At 66.7% G+C, this 12,626-nt stretch carries 9 protein-coding genes; 7 read left to right on the top strand and 2 right to left on the bottom strand.

Annotated features, from left to right (window positions below; all coding sequences use genetic code 11):
* The 5 genes from rnpA (at window position 1) to AC5P6S_RS19125 (ending at window position 7,674) form a co-directional block, all read left to right on the top strand.
* The gene (gene rnpA / locus AC5P6S_RS19145) at window positions 1-495 is read left to right on the top strand and encodes a ribonuclease P protein component (protein ID WP_012481687.1); all 495 of its coding nucleotides are present in this window, start codon (window positions 1-3) and stop codon (window positions 493-495) included.
* A complete protein-coding gene (gene yidC, locus AC5P6S_RS19140; protein WP_012481686.1) occupies window positions 495-2,210 on the top strand; it encodes a membrane protein insertase YidC in 1,716 nt (571 codons plus the stop codon). The genes rnpA and yidC overlap by 1 nt, the downstream gene beginning before the upstream one ends.
* Window positions 2,211-2,373: 163 nt before the next feature.
* Window positions 2,374-5,046 carry a polysaccharide deacetylase family protein gene (locus AC5P6S_RS19135; protein WP_414498318.1) on the top strand — a complete coding sequence of 891 codons (2,673 nt, stop codon included), beginning with the start codon at window positions 2,374-2,376 and terminating at the stop codon, window positions 5,044-5,046.
* Window positions 5,047-5,049: 3 nt separating this feature from the next.
* Window positions 5,050-6,399 carry a tRNA uridine-5-carboxymethylaminomethyl(34) synthesis GTPase MnmE gene (gene mnmE, locus AC5P6S_RS19130; RefSeq protein ID WP_012481684.1) on the top strand — a complete coding sequence of 450 codons (1,350 nt, stop codon included), beginning with the start codon at window positions 5,050-5,052 and terminating at the stop codon, window positions 6,397-6,399.
* A gap of 159 nt (window positions 6,400-6,558) precedes the next feature.
* The gene (locus AC5P6S_RS19125; protein WP_012481683.1) at window positions 6,559-7,674 is read left to right on the top strand and encodes a glycerophosphodiester phosphodiesterase; all 1,116 of its coding nucleotides are present in this window, start codon (window positions 6,559-6,561) and stop codon (window positions 7,672-7,674) included.
* Between the two features lie 75 nt (window positions 7,675-7,749).
* Here the strand turns inward: AC5P6S_RS19125 and AC5P6S_RS19120 are convergent, their stop codons facing one another.
* Window positions 7,750-8,520, bottom strand: coding sequence for a rhomboid family intramembrane serine protease (locus AC5P6S_RS19120; RefSeq protein ID WP_414498317.1), 771 nt, complete (start codon window positions 8,518-8,520; stop codon window positions 7,750-7,752).
* A gap of 93 nt (window positions 8,521-8,613) precedes the next feature.
* Window positions 8,614-9,576, bottom strand: a complete 963-nt coding sequence (locus tag AC5P6S_RS19115; protein ID WP_005411722.1) for a TerC family protein — start codon at window positions 9,574-9,576, stop codon at window positions 8,614-8,616.
* Window positions 9,577-9,923: 347 nt separating this feature from the next.
* Here AC5P6S_RS19115 and AC5P6S_RS19110 point away from each other — a divergent pair, with 347 nt between their 5' ends.
* Together AC5P6S_RS19110 and AC5P6S_RS19105 are read left to right on the top strand one after the other, a co-directional pair.
* Entirely contained in the window at window positions 9,924-11,093 is a 1,170-nt protein-coding gene (locus AC5P6S_RS19110; protein WP_005411721.1) for a class I SAM-dependent rRNA methyltransferase, read from the top strand.
* A 210-nt stretch (window positions 11,094-11,303) separates the two neighbouring features.
* Window positions 11,304-12,545 (top strand): dipeptidase, encoded by a 1,242-nt coding sequence (locus tag AC5P6S_RS19105; protein ID WP_005411720.1) that lies wholly within the window; start codon window positions 11,304-11,306, stop codon window positions 12,543-12,545.
* The last annotated feature ends 81 nt before the right edge of the window (window positions 12,546-12,626 follow it).

The following is a 12,626-nucleotide window of genomic DNA, read 5'->3' as shown; positions in this document are numbered from 1 at the left end:
ATGCCGCACTCCGCGGCAGACGCAATCCCTTCGACAGTGAATACTGCAGACCCGCGCAAGCGATTCCCTCGCTCTGCGCGGGTTCGCACGCGTGCCGAATACTCAACGGTCTTCAACGGCGCCCGCCGTGTGTCCGATCCGCTGATGACCCTGCACTGGCTGCCGGCTGACCGGCCGGCCAGGCTGGGTCTGGCGGTTTCCCGCAAGGTTGATCCGAACGCCGTCGGGCGTAACCGGATCAAGCGCGTCCTGCGCGACATCCTGCGTCAGACACGTACCGACATCCAGCCAGGCGACTTTGTCGTCGTGGCTCGTAGTGCTGCGCGTTCCGCCAGCAACGACGAGATCCGCCAGGCCTTCCTGCGCCTGCTGCGTCGCCTGCGTGCATTGCCCACGCCGGGCGTGGACGGCACAATGCCGCCGCCTGATGGCATCGCAACTCCTTCTTTGACCGAGCCGGCATCGCGTCCCGGCCCCGCCGAGCCTGTCCGCTGATGAACCAGACCCGCGTATTCCTCATTTTTGCCTGGCTGATGGTGGCCGTGCTGCTGTGGATGGAGTGGAGCCGTGAAAAGGCTGCTCCGACCCCGGCACCAACCACCACGTCGGCCCCGGCCGCCGCACAGAGTGTTCCGGGCGCGAACCCCGGCGCCATCCCCAGCGCCCAGGTGCCGGGCGCCCCCGGCCAGGCCGCCGCACAGGCCCAGGCCAGCGCTACCCCGGCCAGCCAGCGCGTGACCGTCACCACCGACGTGCTGCGCCTGGTGCTCGACGGCGGTCGCGTGCTCGATGCCGAGCTGCTGCAGTTCCCGCAGACCAAGGACGAAGGCAGCCCGCCGGTCCGCCTGCTGACCGAAGACCCCGCGCACCCGTACAGCGCGATCAGTGGCTGGGCCAGCGAAGACAGGAACACCCCGGTCCCCGGCGCCGACGGCTTCAAGCTGGTGGGTGACACCAAGGACTTCGTGCTGGCCAAGGGCCAGAACGAGCTGCAGATCCCGTTCGTGTGGACCGCCGACAACGGCGTGACCATCAAGCGCACCCTGACCGTCTCGCGCAACGAGTACGCCGTGCGCTTCAAGGACGAAGTCAGCAACGCTGGCGCCGCGCCGTGGAACGGCTACGTCTACCGCACCCTGGACCGCACCCCGACCATCCTGTCGCGGAGCATGACCAACCCGGATTCCTTCAGCTTCAACGGTGCCACCTGGTACGACAACGACAAGAAGTACCAGCGTCGTGCGTTCAAGGACTACCTGGAAGACGGCACGCTGAACCAGAACATCACCGGCGGCTGGCTGGCGATGCTGCAGCACCACTTCTTCACCGCCTGGATCCCGCAGAAGGACCAGACCGCACACTACGTGCTGTCGCAGGTGGCCGGTCGTGACCTGATCGAAGCGCGTGGCCCGGCCTTCACCGTGGCCCCGGGCCAGTCCACCAGCACCGAAGCCCGCCTGTGGGTCGGCCCGAAGCTGGTCAACCTGATCGCCAAGGAAGACGTGCCGGGCCTGGACCGCGTGGTCGACTACAGCCGCTTCTCGATGATGGCGGTGATCGGCCAGGGCCTGTTCTGGGTGCTGAACCAGGTGCACAAGCTGGTCGGCAACTGGGGCTGGGCGATCGTCGGCCTGGTGGTGCTGCTGAAGCTGGTGCTGTACCCACTGTCGGCAACCCAGTACAAGAGCGGCGCCAAGATGCGTCGTTTCCAGCCGCGCATCGCGCAGCTGAAGGAACGCTATGGCGATGACCGCCAGAAGTTCCAGACCGCGATGATGGAGCTGTACAAGAAGGAAAAGATCAATCCGATGGGGGGCTGCCTGCCGATCCTCATCCAGATGCCGATCTTCTTCGCCCTGTACTGGGTGCTGGTGGAATCGGTCGAACTGCGCCAGGCGCCCTGGTTCGGCTGGATCCAGGACCTGACCGCACGCGACCCGTACTTCATCCTGCCGGTCATCAACGTGGCAGTGATGTGGTTCACCCAGAAGCTGACCCCGGCACCGGGCATGGACCCGATGCAGCAGAAGATGATGCAGTTCATGCCGCTGGTGTTCGGCGTCATGATGGCCTTCATGCCGTCCGGCCTGGTCCTGTACTGGGTGGTCAACGGCGGCCTGGGCCTGCTGCAGCAGTGGTGGATGACCAAGCGCCATGGCGGCGAGCCGGTCCCGGCCACCACCGCGCCGGCCCCGGTCAAAAAGAAGTAATCCCGACCTGTAGAGTCGACTGTTGGTCGACTGGCAGTAGAGCAGTCGACCAACAGTCGACTCTACTACCGCCCCGGTCGATGAGAAGCCCGCCGCAAGGCGGGCTTTTCGCATGCGGCGTTAGAATCGCCGGCACACCGTTCCTCCCACCTTCGAGTCCACCATGCAGCGTGCGTCGTCGTTCCGCCTGTTCCTGCCGTCGCTGTTGTTGACCCTGGTCGTTGCCGGCTGTGGCGACAAGGACGCGAAGGCGCCGGCGACCACGGTCACCCAGCCCAGCGCGCAGGCCGCGCCCGCCGCCGATCCTGCCGCTGCACCGTTGCTGGCCGCGCTGCAGAAGCAGCTCGACGGCTACCGCCGCATCATCGTGCTGCTGGCCGACGAGGAACAGCAGTCGGCTGCCGACCGCGGTACCTCCACGCGCGTGGGCCAGCAGCTGTTCCACGATGGCCTGGAACAGCGCACGGCCATCGCCGCGCAGTTCGACACGCTGCTGCGCGGCTCCAGTCCGCAGCGCTTCGCCACCCTCGGCACCGTGCTGGACTACATCGAGTCGGCGCCGGAACTGTTCGACGCCGACCGCCTGGCCTTCCGCGAAGTGCTGCGTGACCTGCATGAACGGGTCGGCACCGATTCGTCGCTGCCGGCGGTGAAGCTGCACCAGCGCATCGGTGAGGACCTGGAGGCGCTTGATGAGATCGAGCGCAACTACAACCAGGAACTGACCCGCATCTTCAGCCGCTTCGAGCGCACCCGCGCCATCGAACTGAAGCGTGAGAAGTGGGACGACTACATCGCCCACCTGCACAAGGACTACAGCCGCGAAGCGATCCTGCGCGACTATGGCGTGATCGAGCCGTACCCGATGTCGATGAAGGACAGCGACCGCGAGATCTTCGGCCGCGACCTGCCGGCCAAGACCGTTGTGCTCACCTTCGACGATGGCCCGCACAAGGCCTACACCGATGAAGTGGTGGCCATCCTCAAGCGCTACGATGTGCCGGGCGTGTTCTTCGAAGTGGGCCGCAACCTCGGCAAGGTCGAGGCCGACGGCAAGGTCAGCCTCGGCCCGATGGCGAAGATCAGCCGCAACCTGATGGAAGAGGGCTATGCGGTCGGCAATCACAGCCTGACCCACGCCCAGCTGTCGCGCACCACCGGTGACGCGCTGCGCCAGCAGGTGCTGGACACCGACACGCTGCTGAAGGATGTCGACAGCAAGCGCGCGCCGCTGTTCCGCTTCCCCTATGGCGCACGCAATGCCGAAGGCCTGCAGCTGCTCAACGAAGCCGGGCTGAAGTCGATCATGTGGAACATCGACTCGATGGACTGGGCCGACCCGGTGCCGGAATCGATCGTGCAGCGCGTGCTCGACCAGGTGAACAAGGAACAGCGCGGCATCATCCTGTTCCACGACATTCACGATCGTGCGGTGAAGGCGCTGCCGCAGATCCTCGACCGGCTGATCGCCGATGGCTACCAGTTCGCTGGCTGGAACGGCCGCGACTTCACGGTCGCCCGTGCGCGCAAGGGCGCGACCAACGATGCCACCGTCACCACCGGCTACGAGAAGTCCTGGGCGATCGTGGTCGGCATCGACAACTACGCCAAGTGGCCGAAGCTGGAGTACGCCAGCCACGATGCGCAGGCGGTGGCCGATACCCTGACCGGGCAGTTCGGCTTCCCGTCCTCGCAGGTGATCGTGCTGAAGAACGAGCAGGCCACGCGCAACAACATCCTGGCTGCCTTCCACGACCGCCTGGCCGATGACCGCACTGGCAAGAACGATCGCGTGTTCGTGTTCTTCGCCGGCCATGGCGCGACCCGCCAGCTCGCCTCCGGGCGCGACCTCGGCTACATCATCCCGGTCGATTCGGACCCGAAGGAATTCGCTACCGACGCCATCGCGATGACCGACATCCAGAACATCGCCGAGAGCATGCAGGCCAAGCACGTGATGTTCGTGATGGATGCCTGCTACAGCGGCCTGGGCCTGACCCGTGGCGGTCCATCGTCGTCGTCGTTCCTGCGCGAGAACGCGCGGCGCAGCGCGCGGCAGATGCTGACCGCCGGCGGTGCCGACCAGCAGGTGGCCGACGCCGGTCCGAACGGCCACTCGGTGTTCACCTGGGTGCTGCTGCAGGCATTGGCCGGCAAGGGCGACCTCAACGGCGATGGGCTGATCACCGGTACCGAACTGGCCGCCTACGTTGCGCCGGCCGTCTCAGCCGTTTCACACCAGACCCCGGCCTTCGGCAGCCTGCCCGGTTCGCAGGGCGGCGAGTTCGTGTTCCAGGTGCCGGACAGCCAGGAGTTCCTCAATGCCGATACGCGCCAGTTGACCGCCGATGCGATCGCACTGAACAACAAGGTTGAAGCCGCCAGCGAAGCCAAGGGCAGCCAGGCGCCGGTGACGGTGGCTGACCTGCAGGGCGGCAAGGCCAAGCTGGTGGTGCCCACTGCGGGCCCGGCGTCGGATCGCCAGCGCGCGCAGCAGGCCAATGACCGCGGCCTGCAGCTGTACCGCGAGAAGCAGTACGACGAGGCGGTGGCGCAGTTCACCGAGGCACTGAAGCTGCGTCCGGACTTCGCCCAGGCCGCCAACAACCTCGGCTTCGTCTACTACCGCCAGCAGCGCTATGCCGAAGCGGCGCGCTGGCTGGAGAACACGCTGAAGATCGACCCCTCGCGTGCAGTGGCCTATCTCAACCTGGGTGATGCCTACTTCAACGCCGGCGACAAGGCCAAGGCCAAGCAGGCCTACACCACCTACCTGGCCTTGCAGCCGCAGGGCAGTGGCGCTGCACAGGCGCGCGCACAGCTGGAGAAGCTCTGAGCCATGAACGACGCGATCCGCACCGACACCATCGTCGCCATCGCCAGCGCCCCTGGCGCCGGCGGTGTCGGCCTGCTGCGCCTGTCCGGCCCGCGTGCTGCGGCCATCGCCAATGCACTGGGCGCACCTGCACTGCGTCCGCGCCACGCGCACTACGCGCGCCTGCGTGATGCCGACGGCGAGGTCATCGACGATGGCATCGTGCTGTGGTTCCCGGCACCGAACAGCTTCACCGGAGAGGAAGTGGTGGAACTGCAGGGCCATGGCAGCCCGGTGCTGCTGCAGCAGCTGGTCGCGCGCTGCATCGCGCTCGGCGCGCGCCAGGCGCGGCCGGGTGAGTTCAGTGAACGGGCATTCCTCAACGGCAAGCTCGACCTGGCCCAGGCCGAGGCCATCGCCGACCTGATCGCTGCGGGCGACAACCGCGCCGCGCGCGCGGCACGTCGCTCGCTGGATGGCGTGTTCTCGCGCCGCATCGACGCCGTGGTCGAGCAGCTGGTGCTGCTGCGCATCCACGTGGAAGCGGCCATCGATTTTGCCGACGAACCGCTGGATACGCTCGGTGGCGCTCAGGTGCGGCGTGGGCTGGAACAGGCGCGCAGCGATCTGGCCCTGCTGCGCCGCGATGCCGAACGCGGCCGTCGCCTGCGCGATGGCCTGCACGCGGTGCTGATCGGTCCGCCGAACGCCGGCAAGAGTTCACTGCTCAACGCGCTGGCCGGCAGCGAACGCGCCATCGTCACCGACATCGCCGGTACCACCCGCGACACCCTGCGCGAAACCATCCGCCTGGACGGCCTGGAGCTGACCCTGGTCGACACCGCCGGCCTGCGCGACGGCGGTGACGCCATCGAACGCGAAGGCATGCGCCGCGCCCGCGTGGAAATCGAGCGCACCGACCTGGCGCTGATCGTGCTGGATGCGCGCGATCCGGCGGCCGGCGAAGCAGCGCTGGGCGAGGCCGTGGCGGCGGTGCCGCACAAGGTCTACATCCACAACAAGTCGGACCTGCTGGAGGCGTTGCCAGCACTGGACGATCCGGACCGCGTGTTCGTCTCGGCTGCGACCGGCGCCGGGCTCGACGATCTGCACGCGCGTCTGCGTTCGATCGCTTCGGCCGGGGCAGGGGAGCAGGTGGACGGCGAGTTCTCCGCGCGCACGCGGCATGTGGATGCGATTGAACGCGCGCAGGAGCACGCGCAGCGCGCCGACGGCGAGCTGGCGCACGAGCACCTGGAGCTGGCCGCCGAGGAACTGCGGCTGGCGCATGACGCGCTGGGCGAGATCACCGGGCAGATGAGTGCCGATGACCTGCTGGGCAGGATCTTCTCCAGCTTCTGCATCGGCAAGTAAGCCTTGGTAGTGCCGGCCGCTGGCCGGCAACCCAGCCGAACGAGCTCCTCGGGATCGCTACGGGGTCGGAGCCCCTGCGGGGATCCGACCCCAGGTCCCCCACCTGTCACATTGCCGCCGCATACTGACGCCCATCACATACCGCTTGGGGAAGTCGCAGTGAAGTCGTGGGGTTGTGCGTTGCTGTTGTCGCTGGCCGTGGCACCATCGGTGGCCATGAGTGCTGAATCCTCCACCCCGGCCGCGCACAAGGTGTCGGTCTATGGCCATCGCGGGGCGAGCGCGTTGCTGCCCGAGCACACCCTGGCCGCCTATGCGCAGGCGATCGCCGATGGCGCCGACTACATCGAGCCGGACCTGGTGATGACCAGGGACGGAGTGATGGTGGCCCGCCACGAGAACGAGATCAGCGGCACCACTGATGTGGCCTCGCATCCGGAGTTCGCCAGCCGCCGCACCAGCAAGGTCATCGACGGGCAGAAGGTGGACGGCTGGTTCACCGAAGACTTCACCCTGGCCGAGCTGAAGACCCTGTACGCGCGCGAGCGCCTGCCGGAACTGCGCAGCACCGCCTATGACGGCCAGTTCCGCATCGCCAGCCTGGACGAGATCCTCGCATTCCTTGTCCAGCAGGCCGGGCGTGCCAACCGTGGCATCGGCCTGGTGCCGGAGATCAAGCACCCGACCTACTTCCAGTCGATCGGCCTGCCGATGGAAGACAAGCTCCTGACCGCGCTGCGTGGCAATGCCTATACCAACGTCGGCCCGGTCACCATCCAGTCGTTCGAGACCGCCAACCTGCGCTACCTGCGCGGCAAGATCCCGCGCGGCAGCAACATCCGCCTGCTGCAACTGCTGTGGAAGGGCGACACCCAGCCGGCCGACATCGCCAAGGCCGGTGGCAAGCTGACCTACGCCCAGATGATGACGCCGGCAGGACTGAAGGACATCGCCAGCTACGCCGACAGCATCGGCCCGGAACTGCGCTCGATCATTCCGCTGGACGCCAAGGGCGCGCTGAGCACTCCGACCACGCTGGTACAGGACGCACATGCAGTGGGCCTGATGGTGATTCCGTACACCTTCCGTCCGGAGAACCACTTCCAGGCCAGCAACCTGCGCAAGGGCGCCGACAACGCGCGCAATGCCGAGGGTTCGATTGCCGAGATGCGTGCCTATCTGGCCACCGGCATCGATGCCTTCTTCACCGATGACCCGGCACTGGGCCGGCAGACGGTGGATGGCATGGGCGCGGCGGGGAATGCGGCGAACTGACGACTCTGGTAGGTGCCAACCTTGGTTGGCACACTACAACCGCGCCGACCAAGGTCGGCCACTACCGGGGCATTTTCAGCCGCGCGGCTCGTCTGGCCGGCGGAACGGGATCACCACGTAGTCCTGACCTTCGCGCGGCTGCCACAGCACCGGCACGCGCTGCGGTGACTGCGGTTCCAGCTCGTCGTCGGCCAGCGGTTCGGCCTCGTCTTCTTCGTCTTCCCAACTGTAACGCGGGCGCGGCGGCAGCGGGTCGGCATTGCGGAACAGCAGCGCGGCGATGATGCCGGCGAAGGCGCCGCCCATGTGCGACTGCCAGGACACGCCGTCGGCGTGCGGCAGGATGGTCATCAGCATGCCGCCGTAGAACAGCATGCCGATCAGGCCGGTGGCAATCGCTGCACGGTCGCGGCGCAGCAGGCCCAGGCTGGCCAGCAGGAACATCAGGCCATGGGTGACGCCGCTGGCGCCCAGGTGCACGCTGCCCGGATTGCCCAGCATCCACGCACCGATGCCCGAGCCCAGCCACAGCAGGGGCAGGGCGCGCACGGTGGCTTTCGGGTAGACGCTGCCGGCCAGCGTGCCCAGGATCAGGATCGCGATGCTGTTGGCGGCGATGTGCTCGACCGAGGCATGCAGCATCGGGCCGCCGATCAGGCCAAGCAGGCCCTTGGCTTCCAGCGGCGCGACCGCCCAGGGCCGCCAGTCGAAGGTGCCCTGCAGGGCGAACACGGCCACCAGCACCAGCACGGCGGCCAGGCTGACATTGAACGCCCGCAGGATGCGCGAGCGGTCATTGCGGGGGGCCGGTACGTCGCCGGCGGGCAGGGGCGCGTTGTTGTCCATACCTCAGCAATGGCGGTGACTGGCGCGAAACCAAGGCCACCGCAACGGGAGAGTGGGTGAGGCCGGCGGGACAATCCCGCCGGCCGGCCATGATCAGGCGTGGCCGGAGCCTTCCTTCGGCGGGTACTTCAGGCTCAGTACCACGGTGGCGGCGATGATCACCGCGACCACGCCCAGCGACACCGGGGTCGGGATCTTGAACAGGTCGATGATCATCATCTTGATGCCGATGAAGCCCAGCACCAGCGCCAGGCCATACGGCAGCAGGTGGAAGCGGTCGGCCATGCCGGCCAGCAGGAAGAACATCGCGCGCAGGCCCAGTACCGCGAACACGTTGGAGGTGAGCACGATGAACGGGTCGGTGGTGATCGCGAAGATCGCCGGGATGCTGTCCACGGCGAAGATCACATCGGTGACCGCGATCAGGATCAGCACCGCGAACAGCGGGGTGAACCAGCGCACGCCGTCGCGCTTCACGCTCAGTGCGTTGCCGGCATAGTCCGGCAGCAGGCGCAGGTGCTTGCGCATCCAGCGCAGGGCGGGATTGGTCTCCAGGTCCGGCTCCTGGCCGGCGGCGAACCACATCTTCCAGCCGGTGAACAGCAGGAAGGCACCGAACACGTAGAGCAGCCAATGGAACTGGCTGATCAGCACGCTGCCGGCGAAGATCATGATCGTACGCAGCACGATCGCGCCCAGGATGCCGATGATCAGCACCTTCTGGCGCTGCTCCTCCGGCACCGCGAAGTAGCTCATGATCATCAGGAACACAAAGATGTTGTCGACCGCCAGCGCCTTCTCGACCAGGTAGCCGGTCAGGAACTCGAGGCCGACCTTGTTGGCCACCACCTGGCCGGCGGTCTCATTCAGGTAGTACCAGAGGCCCGCATTGAACAGCAGGGCCAGCGCGACCCAGCCGATGGACCACCACAGGGCCTCCTTGAAGGTGACCTTGTGCGGTCCACCATGGCGCATCAACACGAGGTCGACCAGCAGGGCGATGACCACCACCGCTGCGAAGCCGCCCCACAACCACACGTTACCGATCGTCTGCATTGGGAATGTCCGTTGGAAAGATGAATGCCAGGCCGGACGGCGAGGATCTGCAACGGAGGATCGGGAGGGGGATCCAGGGACAGAGCTTCGCCAGTACGGCGAAGGTCTCGCTCGCAGTTCCAGTCGGCTGGAACTGCCGTTGCACCGGAGCCTGCGGGCTCGAAATGACGGCGACAACGTCTGGGAGCTACTCCCCTTCTGGCGCCGATTCTGCCGTCTGGCCCCGCCGCCGTCAAATGGGGAGGCCAGGGGTCGGATCCCCAAAGGGGCTCCGACCCCATCGTCGCCACACTGGGGTCAGAGCCCCTGCGGGGATCCGACCCCGGCGCCCGGTTTACAATGGGTGGATGAATACCCCCCTTCCGATTGTCCGCCTCAAGAATGCGTGGCGTTCCAGCCACCCGTGGATCTTCCAGAAACTGGTCGAGAAACCGACCGTCCGGCCCAAGCCCGGTTCCATCGTCGACGTGGTCGGCATCGATGGCGAGTTCATTGGCCGCGGGTTCTACAACGGGCACTCGCGCATCGCCGTGCGCATCCTCGAAACCGACCAGAACGTGCCGGTCGATGCCGGCTGGTTCTCGCGCAAGATCGCCCAGGCGGTGTCGCTGCGCCGTGAGGTGCTGAAGCTCGACGCGGTCTCCGACGCCTGGCGCGTGGTGCACAGCGAAGGCGACGGCCTGTCCGGCCTGGTGGTGGATCGCTACGGCGACCTGGTGGTGGTCGAGTTCTTCGCCGCCGGCATGTTCCGCCACCGCGAATGGATCTACGACGCCCTGCGCGAGCAGTTCCCGGGCTGCCGTTTCCACAGCTTTGCCGACGAACACGTGCAGAAGCAGGAGAGCTTCGACTTCCACGGCAACACCACCACCGAAGCGTCGGTGATCACCGAGTACGGCATCAAGTTCCGCGCCGACCCGGCCGGCGCGCACAAGACCGGTTTCTTTGCCGACCAGCGCGAGAACCGCGAGTGGCTGAGCCAGCAGGTTGAAGGCAAGAGCGTGCTGGACCTGTGCTGCAACACCGGCGGTTTCGCCGTGTATGCCGCTGCGCGTGGCGCTTCGGAAGTGGTCGGCATCGACATCGATGAGGACGTCATCCAGATCGCCAAGGGCAATTCGCGCCTGAACAACGTGCGCCCGAAGTTCATCCAGTCCGACATCTTCCCGTGGCTGCGCGACGCCGCCAACCGCGGCGAGCAGTACGACGTGGTGATCCTGGATCCGGCGAAGATGACCCGCGACCGCGACCAGGTCATCACTGCGCTGAAGAAGTACCTGGACATGAACAAGCTGGCGCTGGGCGTGGTCAAGCCGGGCGGCCTGTTCGCCACGTTCTCCTGCACCGGCCTGGTGGCCGAGGACCAGTTCCTCGACATGCTGCGCCGCGCGGCCTATTTCTCCGGCCGCACGATCCAGATCCTGAAGGTCGCTGGTGCGGGTCCGGACCATCCGTTCATGGCCCACGTGCAGGAATCGCGTTACCTGAAGGCCGTGTTCTGCCGCGTGGTCGACTGACCGCGGGACGATGTAGAGGCGAGCCGCGCCACCTGATCCTGGGGGCGCCATTGTTTCGAACGCATCGCAATGCGCGGGAAGCTGGCCGCTGGGCCGTGAATACGATTCATGCTCGACTCGCGGTGCCTGGCAGCCGAGCGTGAGCCCGACTCTACAAATCTGCCGGCTGCAGCGCTATGGTCGGGCTCTTCCCATTGCCGGTGAGAGCCCATGCCATCGTTGCGCCACCTGTCCGTCGTGCTTGCCCTGGCGCTGTGTGCGCCGCTGTCGGCTCATGCCATCGAGTTCAGCGCACAGGAACTGGCCCGCGCCAAGGCCCTGCAGCAGCGCCTGGTCACGCTCGACAGCCACCTGGATACGCCGGCCAATTTCGGCCGGACCGGCTTCGACATCGAGCAGCGCCACGACCGCAACGCACTCTCGCAAGTGGACTACCCGCGCATGGTCGAGGGCGCGCTGGACGGCGGCTTCTGGGCGATCTACACCGATCAGGGCGACCGCAGCCCAGCCGCGCACCTCGCCGAGCGTGACCATGGCCTGCAGCGGCTGCTGGAGATCCGCGAAATGCTGGCCGCCAATCCCGAGCGTTTCGCGCTGGCATTGACCGCCGATGACGCGGCACGGATCAAGGCCGCCGGCAAGCGCGTGGTCTACATCAGCATGGAAAACGCCAGCCCGCTGGTGGAAGACCCCAGCCTGCTCTCGTTCTACCACCGTGCCGGCCTGCGCCTGCTCAGTACCGTGCACTTCGCCAACAACGAGTTCGCCGATTCGGCCACCGACCCCAAGGGAGCGGAATGGAAAGGCCTGAGCCCGGCCGGCAAGGTCCTGGTGCAGCAGGCGGTGAAGCTGGGCATCGTGATCGACCAGTCGCATGCGTCCGACGCGGTGTTCGATGACCTGCTGGCAATGATGCCGGTGCCGTTCGTGCTGTCGCACAGCTCAGCCAAGGCGGTCTACGACCACCCGCGCAATCTTGATGATGCGCGCCTGCGCAAGCTGGCCAAGGCCGGCGGCGTGATCCAGGTGAACGCCTATGGTGGCTACCTGATCGACACCGCAAAGACGCCCGAGCGCAAGCAGGCCGAGGAAGCGCTGAGCAAGCAGCTGGGTGGCTGGGAAGGCATGGGCATCGAGCAGGGTGTCGCCCTGCTGAAGGCCGAACAGGTGCTGGACCACGAGCACCCGGTGCGCCATGCCAGCCTCGACGACTTCTTCGCCCACTTCGAGCACATCCTCAAGGTGGTCGGCCCCGAGCACGTGGGCATCGGCCTGGACTGGGATGGCGGCGGCGGCCTGAGCGACCTGCCCGATGTCAGCCAGCTGCCGAAGATCACCGCGTGGCTGCTGCGCAAGGGTTACACCGAGCAGCAGATTGCCGGCATCTGGGGCGGCAACCTGCTGCGGGTGATGCGCCAGGCGCAGGACTACGCGGCAAAGCAGGGCGGTTGACCGCCCTGCGGTAGTGCCGGCCAGCGGCCGGCATTGCCTGTATCAACAGGATGCGAGGTGCCGGCCAGCGGCCGGCACTAC

The organism is Stenotrophomonas sp. YJH_SMC_119, from assembly GCF_059368315.1.
This window is presented reverse-complemented; position numbering and strand designations above follow the sequence as displayed.